This window comes from Acidovorax sp. BL-A-41-H1 (genome assembly GCF_051942715.1).
The window spans coordinates 258,281-279,610 of the sequence record NZ_JBPVJQ010000004.1; the positions used below are offsets into that span (position 1 = coordinate 258,281).

Consider the following 21,330-nt stretch of genomic DNA (forward strand, 5'->3'; position numbering starts at 1 on the left):
GTGCGCCGAATGGATAACGGTTGAATTGGCGCCCCACGGTTTCGCGGGTACAGATTGTGTTCCGTGCGAAACAGCCGGGACGGATGGAAAAGTTTTAGGAGAATGCAATGAGAGTTTCGGCTTCGGTCAAAAAAATCTGCCGCAACTGCAAGATCATCCGCCGCAAGGGTGTGGTGCGCGTGATCTGCACGGACCTGCGTCACAAGCAGCGCCAAGGTTGATTGGAAAGTATTAGAGGACGCATATGGCACGTATCGCTGGCATTAACATTCCGCCGCACAAGCACGCGGAAATCGGTCTGACCGCCATTTTTGGCATTGGTCGCACCCGCGCTCGCAAGATTTGCGAAGCAACAGGTATCGCTTACAGCAAGAAGATCAAGGATCTGACTGACGGCGACCTGGAAAAAATTCGTGAGCAAATCGAGCAGTTCACCATCGAAGGTGACCTGCGCCGTGAGACCACGATGAACATCAAGCGCCTGATGGACATCGGTTGCTACCGTGGCTTCCGCCACCGTCGCGGTCTGCCAATGCGTGGTCAGCGTACGCGTACCAATGCACGTACCCGCAAGGGCCCGCGCAAGGGTGCGGCTGCACTGAAGAAATAAAGAGATTGAAAGATCAACATGGCTAAATCTCCTGCCAATAACGCAGCTCAGCGCGTCCGCAAGAAGGTCCGGAAGAACGTTTCGGACGGCATTGCCCACGTGCACGCTTCGTTCAACAACACCATCATCACGATCACCGATCGCCAGGGCAATGCCCTGTCGTGGGCCTCGTCGGGTGGCCAGGGCTTCAAGGGCTCGCGCAAGTCCACTCCATTCGCTGCCCAGGTAGCATCGGAAGTGGCTGGCCGCGCTGCGATCGACCAGGGCATCAAGAACCTGGACGTCGAGATCAAGGGTCCCGGTCCAGGCCGTGAATCCTCGGTGCGCGCTCTGGGCGCACTGGGCATCCGCATCACGTCGATCTCTGACGTGACGCCAGTGCCCCACAACGGCTGCCGCCCTCAAAAGCGCCGTCGTATCTAATTTCTCTCTAAGCCCACCGCCGCCTGTGCACGCGCAAGCGCCTCAGGCGGCTCCCGCAATGGTTTGCGGCAGATGACACAAAGGAAGCTCAAGTGGCACGTTACCTCGGCCCCAAGGCCAAACTCTCCCGCCGTGAAGGCACCGACCTGTTCCTGAAGAGCGCCCGTCGCTCGATCGCGGACAAGTCGAAGTTCGATTCCAAGCCAGGCCAGCACGGTCGTACTTCGGGCGCTCGTACGTCCGACTACGGTCTGCAACTGCGTGAAAAGCAGAAGGTCAAGCGCATGTACGGCGTACTGGAAAAGCAATTCCGCCGCTACTTTGAAGCTGCTGACGGCAAAAAAGGCAACACTGGCGCCAACCTGCTGTTCCTCCTGGAATCGCGTCTGGACAACGTCGTGTACCGCATGGGCTTCGGCTCCACGCGCGCAGAAGCACGCCAGCTCGTATCGCACAAGGCCATCACCGTGAATGGCAAGTCGGTCAACATCGCGTCTTACCTCGTTAAGGCCGGCGATGTGGTGGCTGTTCGCGAAAAGTCCAAGAAGCAGAACCGTGTGGTGGAAGCACTGCAACTGGCCGCGCAGGTTGGCATGCCAGCGTGGGTTGAAGTGAACGCCGAGAAGGCCGAAGGCATCTTCAAGAAGGTGCCGGACCGTGATGAGTTCGCTGCCGACATCAACGAATCGCTGATCGTTGAGTTGTACTCGCGCTAATAGCCAGTACGTATTTCGAGAAAACCGTCCCTACACCGCGAGGCATCGCGGTGTAGGCGCTTCACCAGCCTTACCGGTGTAACGAGCTGGGGGTATTGAGAGGAAGTCTGAATGCAAACCAATTTGCTGAAACCCAAGGCTATCAATGTTGAGCAGCTTGGCCACAATCGTGCCAAGGTTGCACTGGAGCCGTTCGAGCGTGGCTACGGTCACACGCTGGGCAACGCCATCCGGCGCGTCCTGCTCTCGTCCATGGTGGGTTACGCAGCGACGGAAGTCACCATTGCGGGTGTCCTGCATGAGTACTCCTCCATCGATGGCGTTCAGGAAGACGTGGTCAACATCCTGTTGAACCTCAAGGGTGTGGTGTTCAAGCTGCACAACCGCGACGAAGTCACTCTGAGCCTGCGCAAGGACGGAGAGGGCGTGGTCACGGCCCGTGACATTCAGACTCCGCACGACGTCGAGATCGTCAATCCCGATCACGTGATTGCCAATCTGTCGGCGGGTGGCAAGCTGGACATGCAGATCAAGGTCGAAAAAGGCCGTGGCTATGTGCCAGGCAACCTGCGCCGCTATGCGGATGAGTCGACGAAGTCGATCGGCCGCATTGTGCTGGATGCATCGTTTTCGCCCGTCAAGCGCGTGAGCTACACCGTGGAAAGCGCTCGCGTCGAGCAGCGTACCGATCTGGACAAGCTGGTCGTGGAAATCGAGACCAACGGTGCCATCACGGCAGAAGATGCGGTGCGTGCCTCGGCAAAGATCCTTGTCGAGCAACTGGCCGTGTTCGCCCAACTGGAAGGCGGCGAACTGGCAGCCTTCGACGCACCGGCAGGCCCACGTGGAAACGCGACATTCGATCCGATCCTGCTGCGTCCCGTCGATGAGCTCGAACTGACCGTCCGTTCTGCCAACTGCCTGAAGGCTGAGAACATCTATTACATCGGTGATCTGATCCAGCGCACCGAGAACGAGTTGCTCAAGACCCCAAATCTGGGTCGCAAGTCGCTCAACGAGATCAAGGAAGTGCTTGCTTCACGCGGCCTGACCTTGGGTATGAAGCTCGAGAACTGGCCGCCAGCCGGTCTCGACAAGCGTTAAGTTATAATTTTTGGTTCCCCAGCGGGACCAGTGCCTCGGGCAGTACCTGATACGGCTGCCTGATTTAATTACATAGACAGTAGAAAGAAAGCACCATGCGCCACGGACACGGCCTTCGCAAACTCAATCGCACCAGCTCGCACCGCCTCGCGATGCTGCAGAACATGATGAACTCGCTCATCGAGCACGAGGCCATCAAGACCACGGTTCCAAAGGCAAAAGAACTTCGCCGTGTGATCGAGCCCATGATCACCCTGGCCAAGGAAGACTCCGTCGCGAACCGCCGTCTGGCGTTTAACCGCCTGCGTGACCGCGATAGCGTTACCAAGCTGTTCAATGACCTGGGCCCCCGCTTCAAGGTCCGTCCCGGCGGCTACACCCGCATTCTGAAGATGGGTTTCCGCGTGGGTGACAACGCGCCCATGGCACTGGTTGAACTCGTCGACCGCGCTGCAGAAACCGAAAATAATTCGGCCGCAGCTGAATAATAGGGTATAATCTACCTCTTACCGCGCGATGGAGCAGTCTGGTAGCTCGTTGGGCTCATAACCCAAAGGTCGGAGGTTCAAATCCTTCTCGCGCAACCAACAAGGGCAGCAATGCCAATCGAAACGCCCACTTGATAGTGGGCGTTTTTGTTTTTGGGGTACTGCCCGTCGTATGCTACGGCGTCACTGCGTTGGTGATCGGGCAGGAATTCCAACAGCGGTAACGGGACCGCCAGTGGTTCGCCTCCGCTTCGAAACCGCGCAAGGCGTGGATGGGCTCAGGGACTAAACATCTCCTTGGCTGCACGGGCGCTACTAGGCGTAAGGACCTGACCCATGCGTCGCACCTGAATCGTCTCCAAACGCCAGCGTCGGCTTAACCCGAGTTCTTCCCGAACAAGTCGACCTTGGCGCTGCGGGTGATTGCCGCAACGCAGGGATGCGTGATTCGCCTCTCGACAGAGATGGCAAAGAATTCCTCTACCAGATCGGTGGATCGACCGATCACTTCCACGCCGTACTGAGCCGTGGTCTCCGCATCAAGCACGGTGGGCGAGGTGAAGACGCCCCGTCCTTCTCTCCCGAATGCGTTCATCAATGCACTGTCGTCAAACTCGCCCACGACCCGTGGACGCAGCTGGTGCTTATTGAGCCAATGATCCAGCTGCTGGCGGACTGAAGACATCGGTCCCTGAATCAGCATGGGGGCACCCTGCAGGCACCCGGGGAAATCGCCAGACAATTGCTGTCGCAACGCTGGCGCGCACAGAAAGCTCATACCGCTGACGCCAAGTTGATGGTTGAACGCTTTCACGCCAATCTTCTTCGAAACTGGCTCGTCCGCCAGTACAAGGTCCAGGCGGTTCAGGCTCAGCTGGGCAATCAGCTCGGGAAACTTGCCTTCCTGACAGACCATGTGCACGGGGCGCGCAAGATCGAGCCCGAGTGCGGGCTCCAGCAGGTGATAGGCGACCGACTTCGCCACGGAATCCGCAACACCCACGCGGAACTCCAGGGGACGTGCCTGGTTGCGTGCCAGCCTTACGGACTGCTCCAGCTCATCACCCAATGCGAAGATCTGCTCGGCGTAACCGAGCGCGACGCGGCCCTCGCTGGTGAGCTCCAGCCCACGTCCCCGTTTGCGGAAAAGGTCGTGTCCCAGCCATTCCTCCAGCAAACGGATCTGCCCAGACAACGTCTGGGGAGTGGTGTGCAATTGTTCCCCGGCACGGACGACGCCCCCCGCCTTCGCCACCGTCCAGAAATAGCGCAAATGCTTGAAGTTCATGCCGACACCACCTTAAACACTTCGGTAAATGCGATGTATTGATCGCAAATAATCGAATGTACGCGAAGTGTTGAATGCCCTACATTGGGTGCTGGTACCGGTCTGAGACGACCGGCCTCAACAACTTCACAAGGAGTAGCAACGATGCGAATCACCACACGAGGTCAACTGGCGGTGTCGGCAATCACCGATCTGGCGGTGCGCCAGCAGTTGCGGCCCATTGCGCTCTCGACCATCAGCACACGGCTTGGCACGTCGCTTTCGTACCTGGAGCAACTGTTCAGCGCCTTGCGCCGCGCAGGGCTGGTGGAAAGCACCCGTGGACCTGGCGGCGGCTACACGCTGGCGCGCCATCCGCGCGACATCTCCGTGGCCGACATCATCCTCGCTGTGGAGACGCTGTCGGACGACGGCGTGGCAAGTGCCAACGCAGGTCAGGCGGCGCGCGTGAAGTCGATGACGGGTGAACTCTGGTCTACCTTCAACGTCCGGGTCATGGAATACCTGCAGTCGGTCTCTTTGCAGGAACTGGTTGCGCAGCAGCGCGCCAAGGGTGTGCCCGTGGATGATCCGGAGCCGGCCGCCGTGGTCCGCAAGCTGGCCCCCAAGCCACGTCCGCTGATGGCCAAGGTGGGCGTGCCGAACTCGGTGTTTGCACTCGGCGCGATGCCAATCCTGCGACGCCGCTAAGGTGCTGTAGCCGCGGCCTCTGGGCTGCCACCCCGGGGGCGGGCCGTCGATGTGGGCGCACGAACTCGCCCGGCGGCGCTTAAACGCCTCAGGGTTTTGGTACACGCCCAATGCGGCAGCCGTGCAGGGCAAATCCATCGGCGTCCAGTCCACGCCGGGTCTTCACGCGTACGCGCGACGATCGGTCAACCAACTAACCTGTTCGGTGCAGTTGCGGCGGCTCAGGGCCGTGTGGCAACAGCGCTCAGGTCGCGTACACCGTTTCCATCGACGCAAAGCCCTTGAATTCAAGTGGATTGCCGCTGGGGTCGTGAAAGAACATGGTCCATTGCTCGCCGGGCTCGCACGCAAAGCGCACCTGCGGTTCCAGCACGAACGGCACCCCGGCCGCGCGCACACGCGACGCAAGCGCATGCCACTCGGGCAGTTCAAGGATGGCGCCGAAGTGCGGCATGGGGACCAGATGGTCGCCGACATGCCCGGTCCGCGCGGTCGCGAAAGGCTCGCCCAGGTGCAGCGAGATCTGGTGCCCGAAGAAGTCAAAGTCCACCCAGGTGTCAGTGCTGCGGCCTTCGCGGCACCCGAGCACGCCTCCGTAGAAACGGCGCGCCGCATCCAGATCGGTCACATGAAAGGCTAGATGAAAAAGGCTGCTCATGCTACCAAGGATAGCAGCCTGATTTGCCCCGGCGCGACGATAGCGCGGCTGTGGGCTGGTCCCGGGCAGCGCAGCGCATGCGGCGCCCAAGGCATCAGTTCATGGACGGATCAGCCGCCATGTTGTCGAACTTCCTAAAGTACTGGCGGGCCATGGCCACCAGCTGAGCGTCGCTCGGGTGATCAGCGGCCACCGAATCCACCACCACCTTGGCAATCGCCGGGCGCTGCTTGGCACACCAGTCGCGGAATTCGTTGCGTGCCAGCCCGGGGCCGGCCAGCAGCACTTCACGGGTATCGGCCAGGGCATCGGCCACCGCGGTGAAAAACGGGGCGGCATCCTCTGCCTTGCCCTGGTGCTTGTGGTGGCTGCGCGAGCGGATGCGCTGCGTTTCGGCGTGCTCGCGGTCGAACATCACCACATGGGCTTCGGAATGGTCCATCCAGACGACTGCGTGAAAAGTGCTCATTGAAAGAATCTCCGGTAGGAAGGTTGACGAAAAACGGCGTGCGCGAACCCATCAGCCAGCATGGGCCGCGCAGCGGAAGGTCAGAGGGCGGCGCAGGCGCGCGATACGCGATCAGCCCGGACGGCGCTGGTGCTCCACGCTGTCCTGGCAGGCAAGGCAGCGGGACGCTTCGGGCGCCACCTGCAGGCGGCCGATGGCGATATCGGCCCCGCAGTCGGTGCACTCGCCGTAGGTGTCGGCCGCAATGCGTGACAGCGCTGCGTCGATGGCGGCGAGCTGTTCCGTTTCGTGGGCGTCCAGCGCGAACTCCAGCTCCCGGTCGGTCGCCACCTGTGCGCGGGAGTCTTCTGGACGTCCGAAGTGCTCGGCCGCCGCTTCGGCGCGGCCGATGGTGCCGCCGCGCTGCGCCGCCAGCTGGGCCAGCACGGCGCGTTGCTGCGCCAGCAGTTGTTCGCGAAAGACGGCGGTCTGTGTTGCATCCATGGGGGCTCCGGTTCCTGTTGATTGCCTCCATGGTGCGCCGGGCACTGGGTGCGTGCCTTGAGTAATGTCAACACCTGCTCGACCGTGGCGGGCGTGGTCCTGGTCGCCGCCCGGATGGGCCAGCACGCAGGCTCGGGCGGGTGACCCGACAGGCAGCGCGTTGCGATCGCCGGTTGAAGAAGTCCGCGACCCCTGAGCCTGCACGAGCTCGAAGCACTACCCCAATTTAAATGTCTAGGCCAAGGCGCATCGGCGCAGCAATGCCATGCTGCCCCCGGTAAACCGGGTGCACGGGTAATGCATGGCCATCGCCATACGGAAAACGCCAAGGGCCGTGTCGCGCAGCCCCTGGCACCCCAACGTGGCGAATGGAACGCAGCGGCCACATCCGCGCCGCCCTGCAGGCGCACCCCTGATAGCGCGGTTTGCCTCTGTTGTCACTTCCAGGCAGCCTCGGCAAGACACTCGCGAGACCACGTAGACGCAGTCCGCGCGAGCCCATGCGGAGAAATTTCGTATCACTTCTTCGGCCGTGCCAGCATCTCCGCCGTGTTCGTCTTGCGGTCGGCATTTACGCGCTGCACGTGGGGGCGCTCAGCCATGCGGGCCAGATACTCGCGCACCGGAAGGTCCGCCAGAAAATCCCGGCCATAAACGATCTTCGTGGCCGAGCTCACAAGCGGAAGGTGCACGATGGCGGCGCAGTCGGCCAGGGTAAAGCTGCTGCCGGCGATGAACGGATCGAAGCGCGTCAACTTGCCGAATGCGGCAATGTTCTTTTCGAGTTGCGCTCCCACCTTCTCGCGCGCTGATTCGCTCACGGTGCCGCCAAAAAAAGCCTGCGGGTACAGGTTGCGTGCGACCAGTTCCAGGTGCAACTCAAGGAAAGTGACGAGTTCGCGGACCTTGGCCGCGCCGTACGCGCCTGCGGGCAGCAAGGCTGGCTCCGGATGCAGGGCCTCGATGTAGTCGGCCATCACGGCCGACTCGCACAGCGGGCCTTCGGGCGTGAGCAGGTAGGGCACCTTGCCCAGTGGTGTGGCGGTGCGGTCGGTCTCGCCCACCCAGGCCAGCTGTTCCTCAAAAGGCAGGCCCTTTTCGAGCAGTTGCAGCTTGACCTTGTTGTAGTAGTTGCTGGCAGAAAAGCCGCAGAGTGTGAGCATGGTGCATGTCTCCGTTGTCAGTGAGGGGGCGATGGTCAGCGGCATCGTAGGGCCGCCGCCGCAGGGCACGGGTCACGCAGATGACGCAGATGAGCCCCGTGCCGGGCTGTGTGCCACACCGGCGCATCCACGGGCCAGTGACCCCTACAATCTGCGCTCCATGCCAACCCGCCCCCTGCACACCCTCCGCCAGCTCCGCTGGCTGGCACGCCTGGTCCTTGCGTGGTTTGTGCTGTCCATCGGCGTGGCGGTGGCATCCCCGCTGGTGAACCCGCAGGCGATGGAGCTGATCTGCTCCGGCTCCGGCGTGATCAAGGTGGTCGTCAAGACCGACGACGGTGCGAAGGAACTGCCCAGCCACACGCTGGACTGCCCCCTGTGCGCGCATGCAGGCGCGCCGCCGCCCGTATCCCGGGCGCAAATGCCCGTGGTTCAACCCCTGGCGCACGCCTTGCGCCCCATCCACGCCGCACACATTGCGGCGCGCACTGCCGCGCCATTGCCGCCGCGCGGACCTCCGGCCCTCTCCTGAAATCGCTATTCATTAGATAGCTGCCCGTGCTTATTCCATAAGCGCTTGCCGCTTTTTTAGATCGATATTCAGGAGTTCTCATGCGCCCACCCGCATGGCATTGGCCTTGGCCATTGCCGCACGACGGGCTGCCTCTGCGCACTCGACTAACTCACCGCTGCGGGCGCCACCGCATCTCCGGCCACCACCTGTGCGGGCCCGGGCTGCTCTTGGCCTCCGAGCGCCCGCCAGCCATGCCCGCAGCAGAGCGGCGTCAACAGCCGCGCACTCTGCATACGCAGAACGCCAACCTATCAAACACCCAGGAAACACCATGTCTTCAAACACTATTAAAACAATAGCAACGAGTGCAATATTTGCCTGCGCTACAGCCCTGTCAGGCCACGCATCCGCCCATGTGGTGCTCGAATACCAGGTCGCTCCGGCGGGGGCCAGCTACAAGGCCACCTTCAAGGTGGGCCATGGCTGCGGTGCATCGCCCACGCGGCAGGTCGTGGTCGATATCCCTGACGGATTCCGTGGCGCACGCCCTCAGCCCAAGCCGGGCTGGACGCTGGACGTGCAGCGCGGCAAGCTGGCCACGCCCTACACCAGCCACGGCCGCAACGTGACCGAAGACACCACACGCATCACCTGGACAGCCCGCACCGCCGAAGACGCGCTGCCCAGCGCCCACTATGATGAATTCGTACTGGTCGGCCAGACGCCCGAACAGGCCGGAATGCTGTACTGGCCCGTGCGCCAGATCTGTGCCCAGGGCCGCAACGACTGGACCGAAGTGCCCCAGCCCGGACAAAAGCTGCACGACCTCAAGAGCCCCGCAGCGGCGCTGGAGGTGCTGCCTCAAGCCGGCGGCTCTGCGCACCAGCACTGACATGCTGCAGCACCCCCTCGCCACCTTTCCCGCCTTGTACCGAATTGATTGATCCAGGAGTTACACATGCAACAGCTTTCCACCACCCTGCGCTTGGGCACCTTCGCGCACGTCCGCAACACCGCCTTGGGCCTCGCGCTGGCAGGCGCAGCCGCCGCGTCCGCCCTGGCGCAGACGGCCCCCGTCAAGATTGAAGGCGCCTGGGCCCGCGCCACCGTGCAGGGCCAAAAGGGCACGGGCGCCTTCATGAAGCTCACCGCCCCCGAGGGCGCCAAACTGGTCGGAGCGTCGTCGCCCGCCGCCGGCGTGACCGAGGTGCACGAGATGAAGATGGAAGGCGACGTGATGAAGATGCGTGCCGTGCCCGCGCTCGACCTGCCCGCGGGCAAGACGGTGGAGTTCAAGCCCGGTGGCTACCACGTCATGCTGCTGGACCTGAAGGCGCCGCTGGCCAAGGGCACCACCGTACCGGTCACGCTGGTGTTCCAGGACGCCAAGGGCGCTGAAAGCCGGCTCAACCTGTCGGTGCCCGTGGGTACCACGCCGCCCGGCGGCGCCACAGCCGGCAGCATGATGGACGGCCACAAGCACTGAGCGGCCTGCGGGCCGGCTGGCCTGCCACCAACGGTCACAAGCGCCCGCGCCGCACCGGTGCAGGCGGCGCTTACCGGCATTTGCCCCCTCACCACGCGCCGGGCATTGGGGTAAGCTGTGCTTTTACCCCCCTACCCACCTCGTCCACCTCTTGCGGAGCGGCCATGAGCGACTCATCCAACAACTTCGGTTTCGGCAAATTCGTGCCCGGTTTTGACTTTCTGCAAAGCCTGGCCAAGGGCGCGAGCAGCAACATCCCGCAGCTGCCCAGCCTGTCCAACTGGGTGGCTCCCACCATCAACGTGGAAGAGCTGGAAAAGCGCATCGAAGAGCTCAAGGCCGTGCAGTTCTGGCTGGAGCAAAACTCCCGCGCCCTGTCGGCCACCATCCAGGCGCTCGAAGTGCAGAAGATGACCCTGGCCACGCTCAAGGGCATGAACTTCAGCATGGGTGACGTGGCCAACGCCTTCAAGCTCAAGACCGCCGACACCGTGATGGGCGGCGTGCAAAAGGCGGCATCGGCCGCCGGTGACGCGGCCGATGCCGTGGCCAGCGCCGCAGCGCGCATGGCCGGGCGTGCCCCTGCTGAAGACCAGCAGCCCGAGGCCGCTGCCCCCGAGGCACGCGCAGAAAAGGCCAAGCCGAGGAGCAGCAGCAAGGCCGCAGCGCCCGAAACCCCCGTGGTCGACCCGATGCAATGGTGGGGCGCGCTCACCAGCCAGTTCCAGCAGATCGCCGCCACGGCGATGAAAGACGCGGCCAAGCAGACCGCCATCGACACCACCAAGAACATGGCCACCGGCCTGGCCAAGGAAGCCATCAAGACCGCCACCGGCATGGCCAACCAGTTTGCCGCCAAGGGCATGCAGACGATGCGCGGTAGCGCCGCAGCGGCCAAAAAGCGCACGCCCGCCGCCGCGCCTGCACCCGCTCCCAAGGCGGTTGCAGCCAAGAAGGCCCCCGCCCGCAAGAGCCCGGCCGCCACGAAATCCACCGCCCGCAGCGCACCGCGCAAGACCTCGCGCTGACGGGCAGGGCTGCATCAAGGCGGTGGGCGCCACACGCCAGCGGCCTTACCGCACCAGACACCATGAAACTCTTTCCTTCCGGCCATGCCACGCACCCGCAGTGGCGCATGGCGGCGGCGCTGGTCGTTGCACAGCTGCGCGCCCAGATGGCCTCGCCCGACCATGCTTCGGCCCCCACGCTGGGCCTGGTCTACATCACCGACTACTACGCCAACGAAGCGCCTGCGCTGCTCGAATACCTGAGCGGTGAACTGCCCGGGGTGACCGACTGGAGCGGCACGGTGGGCGTGGGCGTGTCGGCCAACAATGCCGAGTACTTTGACGAGCCCGCGCTGTCGGTGATGCTGCTCGATGTACCGGCCGACCAGTACCGCGTGTTCTCCGGCGTAGCGCCGCTGCCCACGCACCCCGATGCCACCACCAGCGGCTTTGCTGCGCACACGGCGCTGGTGCATGCCGATGGCCAAACGCCCGAGCTTTCCGAGCTGCTGGCCGAGATGTCCACGCGCACGGACACCGGCTACCTGTTTGGCGGCCTTACCGCCAGCCGCACGGCCAGCGCGCAGTTTGCGGTGGGTGGCAACGGCAACGTGGCCGGGCAGGGCGCGGCCAGCGGAGTGTTTGACGGCGGCCTGTCGGGCGTGGCGTTTGCGGCCGGGGTCGGCATGGTCTCGCGCGTCACGCAGGGCTGCCAGCCGGTGGGTGCCCTGCACACCATCACCGCGGCGCAAGACAACGTGGTGCTGGAGCTCGATGGCGAGCAGGCGCTGGATGTGCTGCTCGATACGCTGGAAGTCACGCTCGAAGGCGACCCCCAGCCTGCGCTGCGCAAGGTACGCGCCACACTGGCCGGGCTGGTCAATGCAGGTGAGCAGCCGCAAGGCCAGCGCCGCACGGGCCACTTTGGCACCGACACGCGCGTGCGCCACATCGTGGGGCTCGATGGCACGCGGCGCGGCGTGGCCCTGGCCGACCATGTGGAGCCGGGCATGCACCTGGCGTTCTGCCAGCGCAACGTGGCTGCCGCGCGGGCGGACCTGATGCGCATCTGCGCCGAGATCCGTGAAGAGCTGTCGCCAGAGGATCTGGAGCCGCTGCCCAACGCTTTTATGGCGCCCTACGGTACGGCGGGCCACACCGGTGGTGGCCATAGCCAGGGCAGTGGCAGCGTTGCCGGTTTTGCACCGGCTCCCGGCGGCGAACCCCAGGCGCAGCGGCGCATCTGCGGCGCGATCTATGTCAGCTGCTCGGGCCGCGGCGGCCCCCACTTTGGCGGGCACAGCGCCGAGCTGCAGATCGTGCGCCACGCACTGGGCGATGTACCGCTCACCGGTTTTTTTGCAGGCGGCGAAATCGCGCACCACCACCTGTACGGCTACACCGGCGTGCTCACGGTGTTTGTGGCGGGCGAATGAATCAGCGGGTTCTTGCCCGCGTGATACCCGCCCGCTGCACCGACGGCACAGGCCGGCGCCTGGCACTCAGCCCGTCGCGTCGTCTTCCGACGCTGCCCGTTCCTCGGGCGTGAGCCGGCGGGCCAGGATCTTGTCGATGGTCTTGCCATCCATGTCCACCACCTCCAGCTTCCAGTCTTCCCACTGCACGGTGTCGGTGACCTTGGGCAGCCGGCCGGTCAGCAGCATGATCATGCCGCTCAGTGTGTGGTAGCGGCCGCGCTCTTCTTCGGGTACGGTGGCCAGGTTCAGGCGGTCCTTCAGCTCGGGCACGGGGATGTGGCCGTCCAGCAGCCAGCTGCCGTCGTCGCGTTGCAGCGCCCATGATGTCTCGGGGTCGCGGGGCTGGAACTCGCCGGTGATCGCCTCGATCAGGTCCTGCAGCGTGACGATGCCCTGCACCTCGCCGTACTCGTCGATGACGAAGGCCATGTGCACATCCGACAGGCGGAAGTTGTCGAGCAGTTCCATGCCGGTGATGGTTTCGGGCACATACAGCGCCGTCTGCAGCGGCTGCTCGGCCAGCGTGCGCGAGCGGTCGCGGATGGCACGCGACAGCCACTGGCGCGCATTCACCACGCCCAGGATGTCGTCCATGCCGCCCCGCACCACCGGAAACCGCGCGTGGTTCGATTCCTCGATGCACTGGAGGTGCTCCTCAAAAGGTGCATCCACATCCAGGCACACCACGTCGCCACGCGGCACCATCAGCGAGCCGATCTGCCGGTCGTCCAGACGGAACACGTTGCGCACCATGGTGTGCTCGTGCGACTCGATCACACCGGCCGTGGTGCCCTCGACCAGCATGGCGTGGATCTCTTCCTCGGTCACCGGGCTGCCGCTGGTTTCCTTCACGCCCATCAGGCGCAGCAGCGTGCGGGTGGAGGTAGACAGCAGCAGCACAAACGGCTTGGTCGCCAGCGCCAGGAAATTGATGGGCCGTGCCACCAGGCGTGCAAACGTCTCGGGGTACGACTGGCCGATGCGCTTGGGCACCAGTTCCCCGACCACGATGGAGAAATACGTGATCAGCACCACCACCAGGCCGGTTGCCAGATAGCTGCCCAGCGGCATGGGCACGCCCAGCGTTTCAAGCCATACGGCAAGCGGTCCGGCCAGCGCGGCCTCACCCACGATACCGTTGAGCACGCCGATGGACGTGATGCCGATCTGGATGGTGGACAGGAATCGCGTGGGGTCTTCGCCCAGCTTCACGGCGGCGGCTGCGCCGCTATCGCCCTCATCGATCAGCTTTTGCAACCGTGCCTTGCGCGCCGTGACCAGCGCAATCTCCGACATGGCGAAAAGCCCGTTCAAAAGGATGAGGGCGAAGAGTATTGCTATTTCCATACAAAGGGCGCCCGTTGCGCCCTTGGGTGTTGATCAACGGGGCATTGTAAGAACCTGTGGCGGCAGGGGCTTTGGGGCGGGCTGCCGGCACCGCCGTTCCCGGCGCCCGGTGTCGGGTCGGGTCGGCCTGTGCCCTCTTCCGGGGCTGCACCAAAGAAAGTGCCCGCATGCAAGGCTGCAAGCGGGCACGATGGATCGTGTGATGGGCTGCTGACGCCCGTTTTATAAGCTTCTTAAGCTATTAAAAGAAGAGCAAACGGATCAACGCACGCCTTGTGCGCTGAGCACTGCCGGGGCGGCTGGGCGGGCCATGCCGGTGAAGTCGAAGTCCAGCTCGGGGGCCAGGCCGCTCACGATGCGGGCAATGGACTTGCCCGAGCCGCAGGCGTGCGTCCAGCCCAGCGTGCCGTGGCCGGTGTTGAGGAACAGGTTGCCCACTTTCGTCTTGCCGATCAGCGGCACGTTGCTGGGGGTGGCAGGGCGCAGGCCGGTCCAGAACTGGGCCTGCGTGGTGTCGCCCGCACCGGGGAAGAGCTGTTCCACCCGGCGCACGATGGCGTCGCAGCGCACCTGGTTCAGGTTGCGGTCATAGCCGTTGAGCTCGGCCGTGCCCGCAATGCGCAGGCGGTCGCCGCGCTCGCTGGTGTAGCGCGAGAACACCAGCTTGAACTCGTCGTCCGTCAGGCTGACCTGGTGGGCCATGCTCGCGTCCTTGACGGGCATGGTCACCGAGTAGCCCTTGGCCGGGTAGATCGGTAGGCTGATGCCCAGGGGCTGCGCCAGCAGGGGGCTGAACGAGCCCATGGCCAGCACAAACGCATCGCCACGCACGCGCTCGAAGCGGCCTTCGGCGTTGGTCACTTCCACATGGTCAATGCGGCCTGCCACTTCGCGCAGGGCCGTGATGTGGTGGCCCATGCGGAACTGCACGCCCGCGGCTTCACACAGCTTGGCCAGCTCGCGCGTGAACTGGTTGGCGTCGCCCGATTCGTCTTCGGCCGTGAAGGTGGCACCGGCCAGCTGCGGGCGGATGTGGGCCAGGGCGGGCTCGATGCGCACAGCCTCGTCGGCGCTGATCACCTGGCGCTCGCAGCCCAGCGCGCGCATCTGCTCGGCGGGGGCCAACGCACCGTCGAATTCCTTGGCGTTGGTATAGAAGTGCAGGATGCCTTGCGTGCGCTGGTCGTACTGGATGCCGGTGGCAGCGCGCAGCTGCTGCAGCGTGTCGCGGCTGTAGGTGCCCAGGCTCACGATCTGCTCGATGTTGTGGCGCGTGCGGGCGGGTGTGCAATTGCGCAGGAACGACAGGCCCCACAGCCACTGGCGCATGTCGGCGCGCAGGCGGAACAGCAGGGGAGCGTCTTCCTTGCCCAGCCACTGCAGCACCTTCAGCGGCGCGCTGGGGTTGGCCCAGGGTTCGGCATGGCTGACCGAGATCTGCCCGCCGTTGGCAAAGCTGGTCTCGGCGCCGGGCGCGCCCTGGCGGTCGATCACGGTCACTTCGTGGCCGAGTTGCGAGAGGAAGTAGGCAGAGGTCACGCCGAGCAGGCCGGCACCCAAAACGATAACGCGCATGATTTTCAAGCCTTTCAGGGCTCTGGCGCTTGATGGGTGTGCGGGTGCAGCTATTGAATCAATAGCATGATAAAAGCAACCGGCGCACATCCGCCAAGCTGCCGCTCCCCCTGTCCTTGGTACCTGAGAGATTCACCGCCATCCCACCCGGGCTGCGGCTTGCTCCTTCGGTGCGCTGCAGACCCTGTGGCGGGTTGCAGCGGCTCTCCAGACGGCTTTTAAAAATGGTGCAGTACGGAACCTGAGCGTGTATGGGAGTTTGCGCCTTCGGTGCAGTGGCTGCCGGTGGGGCGGGCCGCTGCTCTCCTGCTGAGCGCGATTCTAGGCGGGGCGGCGCGCTAATGAACCGCAATCCTTGCTGATGGAAGCCCGCCCCCCGTAATGGAGGGCGCGGCAGGGGCGCCCGGTCAGTAGCGGTACGGGTTGTCGGGCCGGCGGTCGTTGCGGTTGCGCACGCCGTCGCCGTCGCGGTCCCGGTCGTGCCGGTTGGCCACACCATCACCGTCGCGGTCCCAACGGCCGGGCTCGGCGTACCAGCGACCGTCGCGCTCCTGCCACTGGTGGGCGCGGTAGTGGTAGCCAGGCCGCGCCTTCACCCAGTAGCCCGACATCCACACATGGCGGTGGCCGCGCCACTCCCAGTGGCCGGGTACCCATGCCATGCCGCGCCGCGGGTGCGGCACCGCTTCGTACCGCGGTGGTGGTGGCGCACCGTATTGCACGGGCACGGGTGCCGCGTACCCGTAGTGTTGCGGGCTGCCCGCCTGCACGACGATGGTGGCGCTGGTCTGCGCCTGCGCCACGGCGGTGGTGCCCAGCGAAGCGAGGGCGATGGAAACTGCAACAAGAGCATGGCGTGCCATGGTGAACTCCTCGGAAAGCGTCCCTTGCGGAACCGGAGCCTTGATGCTGAACAGCCGCCGTCAAGCAGGCGTAGGGCCTATGCGAAGTCTTGTGAAGTTGTGTGTCCTGGTGCAGGAGATCAACGCGGATTCGGCGACGGGGCTGGTACCCTTTGCAGCATGCCGATGTCGCCACCGCTGACCCTTGCCGTCGTGCTCCTCAACGGCCTTGCTGTGCTGGGCGGGGTGGTGCTCATCGGCCTCGGGACTCTTTATGTGCCCGACGATTGGGACATCGACAGCACGCTGATGGTGGTGGTCGTGCTGTTCCCGTGCCTCGCTGCTCTCGCGGCGTCGCGCAGGCAGGCGTCCCGCTTTGCAAGGTCCGTTGCCGTGGGGTCGGCCGCCTGCTGGCTGGCCGTCATCGTGCTGGCGGGCGCTGTGGTCTCGACTGGGGTCGGGGGCCTTGCAGGCACGTTGTTGTTGATGGTTCCGGGGGCCGCGCTGCTGCTCCTCAACTGTCTCGCTCTCAAGGCCTAGAGACCCGCTGCACTAATCCGTCGGCCCACGTCTTGGGCACGCTCCGCCACAACCATCAACCAAGGACTTCGGCGGCTAGCGCCACCACACCAGGGCGGCCACCACCAGCAGGGCCGCCCAGCCGGGGTGCCGCGCGCGGGTTGCGTACAGCACCAGCATCCCGCCGGCCAGTGTGACCAGGCCCGCGACATCGGCCACCCAGACAGCCAGCGCGGCATCGGAGGGCACAGTCCCCAGGCGCCACAGCACAGCGGCCAGGGCCCAGCCGAGCAGCGTGACCAGGTGCCAGGTGGCCCACACGATTCCCAGGTGCTCCCGGGGCAGCGCAAGCGCCCATGGCGCCACGGGCGAGGGGGCGCCGCCCTCGTTGTGACGCATGCCGCGGGCTGCCATGCCTTGCCTTCGCAGCGCGCGGAACACCATGATCTCGCCCAGCACCGAATGCACCAGCCCCACCAGTGCCAGCCCTACGGCGGCAGCCATCAGCAGCGGGTTCATGGGCATCCCTTATGCCGCCCTATGCACACTGCCACGCATCCGCCTGCGCCCGCGATACGGCCTGCCTTGGATGCCGCGGCGCACGGGTAGCAGTGCAGGGCCCATGGGTGCGTCATGGCCCACCCCCGTATGCCAGCATCACGTCTGCCCCTGTGTGCACCCGCGCACCCAGCCGCGTGAGCAGGTGCATCAGCCCCATCCACATGCGCTCGAATCCCGGCATCTCGCCAGGCACATGGGACAGGTGCCGCCCCAGCACGCGCTGGTGGTCGGCGCGGGTGATGGGCGGCGGGCGCTTGGTGCCAAAGTCGAACACCGCTTGCGTGAAAGGCTCGATCTGCCACGCCTGCATGTCGGCCAGTGCGGGCGCCATCTCGGCGGCGTATTGCTGCGGCGTGATGACAGGGCTGATAAGCCCGAGCAACTGGTAGGCAGCCAGCACCCCGGCGCTGCGCGCGGGGTCGGCTTCGGGCCGCAGCAGTGCGGCCCAGGCTTGCGCGACGCCTGCACGGAACGCGGGCGAAAGCTGCTGCGTGCAGCCGAAATCCAGCACACCTACGCGGCAACCGCGGTCAGCCGCTTCGGCGGGCATGAACAGGAAGTTGCCCGGGTGCGGGTCGGCATGCACCCGGCCCAGTACCCAGATGCAGTGCATGAACCAGTCCCACAGTGCCTGGCCCGCTGCGTCGCGCGCATGCTGCGTGGGGCCGGTAGCAAGCCAGGCATCGATGTGCAGCCCGGGCAGGTGCTGCTGCGTAAGCACCTGCGCCCGCGTGTGCGACATCACCGGCTGCGCCATCACGATGCCCGGCAGGGCTGCGTGCTGCGCAAACCATTCCATTGCTTCGGCCTCGCGCAGGTAGTCCACTTCGCGCAGCAGCGTAGCTTCGATGCCATCCATCACGCTATCGACCACGGCTGGGGCGGGTACGGGCATGCCGGTGTGGCCCAGTGTGGCCAGCGCGGCGCGCATCAGCTTCATGTCGCTGCCGATGGTGGCGGCAATGCCGGGGTATTGCACCTTGACGGCCACGGTGCCGTGGCCTGCCAGCTCGGCGCGGTGCACCTGGCCCAGGCTGGCTGCGGCAAAGGCGGTGGGCTCGAAACGGCTGAACAGCGCCTCGGGTTCGGCGCCAAAGGCCTGGCGGAACACGCGGCCCACCAAGGCGCGGTTGAGCGGCGTGGCCTGGTGCTGGGCGCGCGCCAGTTCGCGGCGCACGCCTTCGGGCAGCACATCGGGGTGCATGCTCAGCAGCTGCGACACTTTGAGCGCCGTGCCGCGCAGCTGGCCCAGTGCGGCGAACAGGATGCGGCCCACGGCGGCTTCGTGGTCTGCCTGAGCCTGGGGTGTGTGCTGCCGCACGCGCTGGCCCAGCTCGGCCATGCCGATGCGTGCCGCCGCCAGCCCGGTGATGGCGCTGCGGGCCAGCCGGCCCGTGCGCGGTGCGTCAGTGCTGCCCATGGCCGGACATGCGTTGCGTGAGGCTGCGTGCAATCACCCGGTGAAACGGCGTGATCACCGCCATGTAGGCATGGCCGAGCGCGTTGTGGATGTGCACCACGGTGGTCAGCACCAGGGTGGGCGCCGCGCTGCCCTCGACGTGTTTCAGGATGGACACCTGCACGTCGAGGTGGCGATCGTCCTGACCCAGGATGACCTCGCGATCACTCAGGAAACGGATGCGGAAGATGCCCACGCGGTCGCCCACGGCGTAGCTGGTGGCATCGTTCAGGGCCTTGCCGCTGGCAGGAGGGTAGCCATCCTGCAGCTGGCCCACGTCCTTCAGTCCGACCAGGCGCACGGCCTTGTTGCGCACCAGCATCAGCGCGCGAATCCACGCCGGCGTCTGCGCGGCCACGTCCAGCCAGGCTTGCAGGGCGGGGCGGTCGGGGTGGTGATCGGGCACCTCGTAGGCGTCGTGGAAGTCCGACCCGTGCAGCGTGGCGTGGATGGCGGTGCCGGGCGGCACTGCGATGGCGCGTGCGGTGGGCAGAACGCCGGTGTGGGCGGTGGTGGAGGCGGGGTGGCTCATGGCGTGGCTTTCTTGGCGCGTGCAGTGGTCCGGGCGGGGGCTTTGGTGGCGCTGGCATCGTTGGGAGCAGCTGCCGTGGGGGTACGCGGCTTGCGTGTAGCCGGGGCGGGCTTTGCGGTGGCGTCGGGCCCGGTAGCAGCGGGCGCTGCGCCGCGCTGTCCTGCGGTGGGCACCGCGCCCAGCGCGCCGCGCGCCATCTGCAGCATGCCCAGCAGCCCGCTGCCGTGCTGTGCCATGCGGGCCATCTGGCTGCGCAGCACAAAGCCGCCCAGCTGCAGCACGCGGTTGACCAGCCCGCTGCGCAGCGCCTGCACCAGCACGCCCAGCGACAGGTCCACCAGCTGCGTGGTGTCGGCAAATTCATCCGATGTATCGGCCAGCCAGTAGCCGACCACGCCCACCAGATAGTCGGTGTACAGGCTGCCTGCCAGGTTCTTGAAGTCGCACGGCTCGATCTCGCCTGCGGCCTCGGCCGCTTCGAGAAAGCTGGCCACCGCCTCGCGCAGCGCCTGGCGCGCGGCCAGCGGCTCGGCCAGCATCGACAGCGGCGAGCGCCCCGCCAGCCCGCGCACCTGCGCGGCAAACTCGCGGTCGGGCAGCAGGCGCTCCAGCACCGCATCGGTCAGGCGCTGCAGCTTTTCCTGCAGGCCGTAGTCGGTAAAGCCGGGCGTCTGCAGTGTGTCGGCCAGGGCGCTTTGCACCACCTCGTCAAGGTAGCCCAGCACGATGCGGTCCTTGGTGGGGAAGTACTTGTAGATCGTGGCGTCGCCAATGCCGGCGGCGCGGGCGATGTCCTTCATCGTCGTGCCGTCAAAGCCCTGGCGGGTCATCAGGTCCACCGCGCTGGCCACGATCTGGCGGCGCGTGGCGTCTTGCTGCTGGCGGGTGGTTTTCATCGCTATTCTTTAAATGATTAAAAAGTTCATTTAAAGAATAGTAGTTTCCGTTTATGCGGTCAAGCACGGCGGTGCGGCACCAGAAAGCGACATTTGAGGCGCTTTTGGCCTCAAGTCCAGGTTTTGATTGCCTGGGTTGCTATTAAATTAGTAGTTAAAGCTTTGCGGGCGGGGCGGGGCGGGGCGTTGCATTGGCGGCGCAGTCGCCCGGGCAATGCCCGCCTGCGCTGGTGCTCCAGCCGCGTGTCAGGCGCTCACTTGCGCATGTTGGCAAAGGCCTCGAACTCCCAGCTGCGCATGGCCAGCAGCAGGGTGTAGCCCTCGCGCTCGCGTTCGGGCAGCTTCTGGTCGGCCAGGTGCTGCTGGGCAAAGTCCTGGGCCACGCGCTGCATGCGTTCCATGAAGGCGGGCGCCAGGCCACGGCTGATGTTGCCGTGCACCAGCAGCACGCCTTCGCCCGCGCCATCGAAGCCGCCTGCAAAGTAGTCGAGCAGCGCATGCTCGCGAAAGTAGTTCATCACCGGGCCATGCGGGCGCCACCGGAAGGTCTTGGCCAGCTTCAGGCGGTAGCGGTTGAGCGGGCGCAGCTCGATGATGCCGATGCGGTCAAGCTGCGCCAGATAGCGGATGCCCTCGGCCTCGGTGAGCCGGTAGTTGGTGGTCACCTGCTCCAGCGTCCACTGGCTCAGCACGCAGATCGCCATCAGCAGCAGCTTCTTGTCGGCCACCACGGCCTTTTCCTGCTCGTGGGTCAGCTCTTTCAGCAGGGGCTGGTCGTCGGCCACGCGGCGGGCCAGGTCGGCAAAGTCCAGCGCCAGCGCGCGGCAGATGGCGTCGATGCGCGACAGCGGCATGTCGCCCTTGGCCAGCATGCGCTTGACGCTGGACTCCGCCATGCCCAGCGCCTGCGCCAAGTCTGCGTAGGTCATCTGCGCGGTCTTGAGTTCCTTCTTCAGGGCGGTGACGAGGTCGGCGGTGGTGCTCATGTCGGTGGGGCTCCTTGGTATCGATTATCAATACTG

Annotated in this window: 26 protein-coding genes, 1 tRNA gene and 1 riboswitch; of the genes, 14 read left to right on the forward strand and 13 right to left on the reverse strand. The window is 65.2% G+C overall.

Annotated features, from left to right (window positions below):
• Positions 1 to 107: 107 nt before the first annotated feature.
• From rpmJ to ACTPOI_RS10245, 7 genes are all read left to right on the forward strand, one after another.
• Complete coding sequence (rpmJ, locus tag ACTPOI_RS10215; protein ID WP_005793651.1) at positions 108 to 221, forward strand: 50S ribosomal protein L36; 114 nt, start codon at positions 108 to 110, stop codon at positions 219 to 221.
• A 23-nt stretch (positions 222 to 244) separates the two neighbouring features.
• Positions 245 to 610 (forward strand): 30S ribosomal protein S13, encoded by a 366-nt coding sequence (gene rpsM, locus ACTPOI_RS10220; RefSeq protein WP_008906516.1) that lies wholly within the window; start codon positions 245 to 247, stop codon positions 608 to 610.
• 18 nt (positions 611 to 628) lie between these two features.
• Complete coding sequence (gene rpsK / locus ACTPOI_RS10225) at positions 629 to 1,033, forward strand: 30S ribosomal protein S11 (RefSeq protein ID WP_005793662.1); 405 nt, start codon at positions 629 to 631, stop codon at positions 1,031 to 1,033.
• Positions 1,034 to 1,125: 92 nt separating this feature from the next.
• The gene (rpsD, locus tag ACTPOI_RS10230; RefSeq protein WP_069103884.1) at positions 1,126 to 1,749 is read left to right on the forward strand and encodes a 30S ribosomal protein S4; all 624 of its coding nucleotides are present in this window, start codon (positions 1,126 to 1,128) and stop codon (positions 1,747 to 1,749) included.
• A 111-nt stretch (positions 1,750 to 1,860) separates the two neighbouring features.
• Positions 1,861 to 2,853 carry a DNA-directed RNA polymerase subunit alpha gene (locus tag ACTPOI_RS10235; RefSeq protein WP_005793666.1) on the forward strand — a complete coding sequence of 331 codons (993 nt, stop codon included), beginning with the start codon at positions 1,861 to 1,863 and terminating at the stop codon, positions 2,851 to 2,853.
• 95 nt (positions 2,854 to 2,948) lie between these two features.
• A complete protein-coding gene (rplQ, locus tag ACTPOI_RS10240) occupies positions 2,949 to 3,341 on the forward strand; it encodes a 50S ribosomal protein L17 (RefSeq protein WP_063462385.1) in 393 nt (130 codons plus the stop codon).
• 22 nt (positions 3,342 to 3,363) lie between these two features.
• Positions 3,364 to 3,440 (forward strand) — tRNA-Met (locus ACTPOI_RS10245).
• A gap of 277 nt (positions 3,441 to 3,717) precedes the next feature.
• On the opposite strand, the gene nhaR is transcribed toward ACTPOI_RS10245, so the two are convergent.
• Complete coding sequence (gene nhaR / locus ACTPOI_RS10250; RefSeq protein WP_440108507.1) at positions 3,718 to 4,629, reverse strand: transcriptional activator NhaR; 912 nt, start codon at positions 4,627 to 4,629, stop codon at positions 3,718 to 3,720.
• 144 nt (positions 4,630 to 4,773) lie between these two features.
• Here nhaR and ACTPOI_RS10255 point away from each other — a divergent pair, with 144 nt between their 5' ends.
• A complete protein-coding gene (locus tag ACTPOI_RS10255) occupies positions 4,774 to 5,319 on the forward strand; it encodes an Rrf2 family transcriptional regulator (RefSeq protein ID WP_069103882.1) in 546 nt (181 codons plus the stop codon).
• Between the two features lie 244 nt (positions 5,320 to 5,563).
• Here the strand turns inward: ACTPOI_RS10255 and ACTPOI_RS10260 are convergent, their stop codons facing one another.
• The 4 genes from ACTPOI_RS10260 to ACTPOI_RS10275 all read right to left on the reverse strand — a co-directional run bounded on the left by ACTPOI_RS10260 (position 5,564) and on the right by ACTPOI_RS10275 (position 8,092).
• Positions 5,564 to 5,977 (reverse strand): VOC family protein, encoded by a 414-nt coding sequence (locus ACTPOI_RS10260; RefSeq protein WP_440108508.1) that lies wholly within the window; start codon positions 5,975 to 5,977, stop codon positions 5,564 to 5,566.
• Between the two features lie 94 nt (positions 5,978 to 6,071).
• Positions 6,072 to 6,446 carry a hypothetical protein gene (locus ACTPOI_RS10265; RefSeq protein WP_440108509.1) on the reverse strand — a complete coding sequence of 125 codons (375 nt, stop codon included), beginning with the start codon at positions 6,444 to 6,446 and terminating at the stop codon, positions 6,072 to 6,074.
• Between the two features lie 111 nt (positions 6,447 to 6,557).
• Positions 6,558 to 6,929, reverse strand: coding sequence for a TraR/DksA family transcriptional regulator (locus ACTPOI_RS10270; RefSeq protein ID WP_440108510.1), 372 nt, complete (start codon positions 6,927 to 6,929; stop codon positions 6,558 to 6,560).
• Positions 6,930 to 7,447: 518 nt separating this feature from the next.
• Entirely contained in the window at positions 7,448 to 8,092 is a 645-nt protein-coding gene (locus tag ACTPOI_RS10275) for a glutathione S-transferase (protein WP_440108511.1), read from the reverse strand.
• Between the two features lie 160 nt (positions 8,093 to 8,252).
• Here ACTPOI_RS10275 and ACTPOI_RS10280 point away from each other — a divergent pair, with 160 nt between their 5' ends.
• The 5 genes from ACTPOI_RS10280 to ACTPOI_RS10300 all read left to right on the forward strand — a co-directional run bounded on the left by ACTPOI_RS10280 (position 8,253) and on the right by ACTPOI_RS10300 (position 12,535).
• A complete protein-coding gene (locus ACTPOI_RS10280) occupies positions 8,253 to 8,624 on the forward strand; it encodes a DUF2946 family protein (RefSeq protein WP_440108512.1) in 372 nt (123 codons plus the stop codon).
• A gap of 313 nt (positions 8,625 to 8,937) precedes the next feature.
• Entirely contained in the window at positions 8,938 to 9,498 is a 561-nt protein-coding gene (locus ACTPOI_RS10285) for a YcnI family copper-binding membrane protein (protein WP_440108513.1), read from the forward strand.
• A gap of 66 nt (positions 9,499 to 9,564) precedes the next feature.
• Positions 9,565 to 10,092 (forward strand): copper chaperone PCu(A)C, encoded by a 528-nt coding sequence (locus ACTPOI_RS10290; protein ID WP_440108514.1) that lies wholly within the window; start codon positions 9,565 to 9,567, stop codon positions 10,090 to 10,092.
• 164 nt (positions 10,093 to 10,256) lie between these two features.
• The gene (locus ACTPOI_RS10295; RefSeq protein WP_440108515.1) at positions 10,257 to 11,120 is read left to right on the forward strand and encodes a PhaM family polyhydroxyalkanoate granule multifunctional regulatory protein; all 864 of its coding nucleotides are present in this window, start codon (positions 10,257 to 10,259) and stop codon (positions 11,118 to 11,120) included.
• Between the two features lie 62 nt (positions 11,121 to 11,182).
• Positions 11,183 to 12,535 (forward strand): FIST signal transduction protein, encoded by a 1,353-nt coding sequence (locus ACTPOI_RS10300; protein WP_440108516.1) that lies wholly within the window; start codon positions 11,183 to 11,185, stop codon positions 12,533 to 12,535.
• 66 nt (positions 12,536 to 12,601) lie between these two features.
• On the opposite strand, the gene ACTPOI_RS10305 is transcribed toward ACTPOI_RS10300, so the two are convergent.
• From ACTPOI_RS10305 to ACTPOI_RS10315, 3 genes are all read right to left on the reverse strand, one after another.
• The gene (locus ACTPOI_RS10305; RefSeq protein ID WP_440108517.1) at positions 12,602 to 13,924 is read right to left on the reverse strand and encodes a hemolysin family protein; all 1,323 of its coding nucleotides are present in this window, start codon (positions 13,922 to 13,924) and stop codon (positions 12,602 to 12,604) included.
• Positions 13,925 to 14,185: 261 nt separating this feature from the next.
• Positions 14,186 to 15,499, reverse strand: coding sequence for a D-amino acid dehydrogenase (locus ACTPOI_RS10310; protein WP_440108518.1), 1,314 nt, complete (start codon positions 15,497 to 15,499; stop codon positions 14,186 to 14,188).
• Positions 15,500 to 15,599: 100 nt separating this feature from the next.
• Positions 15,600 to 15,720, reverse strand: a riboswitch (glycine riboswitch).
• Between the two features lie 186 nt (positions 15,721 to 15,906).
• A complete protein-coding gene (locus tag ACTPOI_RS10315) occupies positions 15,907 to 16,362 on the reverse strand; it encodes a YXWGXW repeat-containing protein (protein WP_440108519.1) in 456 nt (151 codons plus the stop codon).
• Between the two features lie 165 nt (positions 16,363 to 16,527).
• Here ACTPOI_RS10315 and ACTPOI_RS10320 point away from each other — a divergent pair, with 165 nt between their 5' ends.
• A complete protein-coding gene (locus tag ACTPOI_RS10320) occupies positions 16,528 to 16,881 on the forward strand; it encodes a hypothetical protein (protein WP_440108520.1) in 354 nt (117 codons plus the stop codon).
• Positions 16,882 to 16,956: 75 nt separating this feature from the next.
• On the opposite strand, the gene ACTPOI_RS10325 is transcribed toward ACTPOI_RS10320, so the two are convergent.
• From ACTPOI_RS10325 to ACTPOI_RS10345, 5 genes are all read right to left on the reverse strand, one after another.
• Positions 16,957 to 17,379: a hypothetical protein gene (locus ACTPOI_RS10325; RefSeq protein WP_440108521.1), complete on the reverse strand. Its 423-nt coding sequence runs from the start codon at positions 17,377 to 17,379 to the stop codon at positions 16,957 to 16,959.
• A gap of 112 nt (positions 17,380 to 17,491) precedes the next feature.
• A complete protein-coding gene (locus ACTPOI_RS10330) occupies positions 17,492 to 18,841 on the reverse strand; it encodes an ABC1 kinase family protein (RefSeq protein ID WP_440108522.1) in 1,350 nt (449 codons plus the stop codon).
• Positions 18,828 to 19,412, reverse strand: coding sequence for a DUF2867 domain-containing protein (locus ACTPOI_RS10335; RefSeq protein ID WP_440108523.1), 585 nt, complete (start codon positions 19,410 to 19,412; stop codon positions 18,828 to 18,830). The genes ACTPOI_RS10330 and ACTPOI_RS10335 overlap by 14 nt, the downstream gene beginning before the upstream one ends.
• Positions 19,409 to 20,308, reverse strand: a complete 900-nt coding sequence (locus ACTPOI_RS10340) for a TetR family transcriptional regulator (protein ID WP_440108524.1) — start codon at positions 20,306 to 20,308, stop codon at positions 19,409 to 19,411. The genes ACTPOI_RS10335 and ACTPOI_RS10340 overlap by 4 nt, the downstream gene beginning before the upstream one ends.
• Positions 20,309 to 20,562: 254 nt before the next feature.
• A complete protein-coding gene (locus tag ACTPOI_RS10345; protein WP_440108525.1) occupies positions 20,563 to 21,294 on the reverse strand; it encodes a helix-turn-helix domain-containing protein in 732 nt (243 codons plus the stop codon).
• Positions 21,295 to 21,330: the final 36 nt, after the last annotated feature.

Excerpts from the sequence above, each read along its gene's own strand:
- rpmJ (WP_005793651.1), top strand. The coding sequence starts at position 108 with ATGAGAGTTTCGGCTTCGGTCAAAAAAATCTGCCGCAACTGCAAGATC.
- rpsM (WP_008906516.1), top strand. The coding sequence starts at position 245 with ATGGCACGTATCGCTGGCATTAACATTCCGCCGCACAAGCACGCGGAA.
- rpsK (WP_005793662.1), top strand. The coding sequence starts at position 629 with ATGGCTAAATCTCCTGCCAATAACGCAGCTCAGCGCGTCCGCAAGAAG.
- ACTPOI_RS10235 (WP_005793666.1), top strand. The coding sequence starts at position 1,861 with ATGCAAACCAATTTGCTGAAACCCAAGGCTATCAATGTTGAGCAGCTT.
- rplQ (WP_063462385.1), top strand. The coding sequence starts at position 2,949 with ATGCGCCACGGACACGGCCTTCGCAAACTCAATCGCACCAGCTCGCAC.
- nhaR (WP_440108507.1), bottom strand. The coding sequence starts at position 4,629 with ATGAACTTCAAGCATTTGCGCTATTTCTGGACGGTGGCGAAGGCGGGG.
- ACTPOI_RS10255 (WP_069103882.1), top strand. The coding sequence starts at position 4,774 with ATGCGAATCACCACACGAGGTCAACTGGCGGTGTCGGCAATCACCGAT.
- ACTPOI_RS10260 (WP_440108508.1), bottom strand. The coding sequence starts at position 5,977 with ATGAGCAGCCTTTTTCATCTAGCCTTTCATGTGACCGATCTGGATGCG.
- ACTPOI_RS10265 (WP_440108509.1), bottom strand. The coding sequence starts at position 6,446 with ATGAGCACTTTTCACGCAGTCGTCTGGATGGACCATTCCGAAGCCCAT.
- ACTPOI_RS10270 (WP_440108510.1), bottom strand. The coding sequence starts at position 6,929 with ATGGATGCAACACAGACCGCCGTCTTTCGCGAACAACTGCTGGCGCAG.
- ACTPOI_RS10275 (WP_440108511.1), bottom strand. The coding sequence starts at position 8,092 with ATGCTCACACTCTGCGGCTTTTCTGCCAGCAACTACTACAACAAGGTC.
- ACTPOI_RS10280 (WP_440108512.1), top strand. The coding sequence starts at position 8,253 with ATGCCAACCCGCCCCCTGCACACCCTCCGCCAGCTCCGCTGGCTGGCA.
- ACTPOI_RS10285 (WP_440108513.1), top strand. The coding sequence starts at position 8,938 with ATGTCTTCAAACACTATTAAAACAATAGCAACGAGTGCAATATTTGCC.
- ACTPOI_RS10290 (WP_440108514.1), top strand. The coding sequence starts at position 9,565 with ATGCAACAGCTTTCCACCACCCTGCGCTTGGGCACCTTCGCGCACGTC.
- ACTPOI_RS10295 (WP_440108515.1), top strand. The coding sequence starts at position 10,257 with ATGAGCGACTCATCCAACAACTTCGGTTTCGGCAAATTCGTGCCCGGT.
- ACTPOI_RS10300 (WP_440108516.1), top strand. The coding sequence starts at position 11,183 with ATGAAACTCTTTCCTTCCGGCCATGCCACGCACCCGCAGTGGCGCATG.
- ACTPOI_RS10305 (WP_440108517.1), bottom strand. The coding sequence starts at position 13,924 with ATGGAAATAGCAATACTCTTCGCCCTCATCCTTTTGAACGGGCTTTTC.
- ACTPOI_RS10310 (WP_440108518.1), bottom strand. The coding sequence starts at position 15,499 with ATGCGCGTTATCGTTTTGGGTGCCGGCCTGCTCGGCGTGACCTCTGCC.
- ACTPOI_RS10315 (WP_440108519.1), bottom strand. The coding sequence starts at position 16,362 with ATGGCACGCCATGCTCTTGTTGCAGTTTCCATCGCCCTCGCTTCGCTG.
- ACTPOI_RS10320 (WP_440108520.1), top strand. The coding sequence starts at position 16,528 with ATGTCGCCACCGCTGACCCTTGCCGTCGTGCTCCTCAACGGCCTTGCT.
- ACTPOI_RS10325 (WP_440108521.1), bottom strand. The coding sequence starts at position 17,379 with ATGAACCCGCTGCTGATGGCTGCCGCCGTAGGGCTGGCACTGGTGGGG.
- ACTPOI_RS10330 (WP_440108522.1), bottom strand. The coding sequence starts at position 18,841 with ATGGGCAGCACTGACGCACCGCGCACGGGCCGGCTGGCCCGCAGCGCC.
- ACTPOI_RS10335 (WP_440108523.1), bottom strand. The coding sequence starts at position 19,412 with ATGAGCCACCCCGCCTCCACCACCGCCCACACCGGCGTTCTGCCCACC.
- ACTPOI_RS10340 (WP_440108524.1), bottom strand. The coding sequence starts at position 20,308 with ATGAAAACCACCCGCCAGCAGCAAGACGCCACGCGCCGCCAGATCGTG.
- ACTPOI_RS10345 (WP_440108525.1), bottom strand. The coding sequence starts at position 21,294 with ATGAGCACCACCGCCGACCTCGTCACCGCCCTGAAGAAGGAACTCAAG.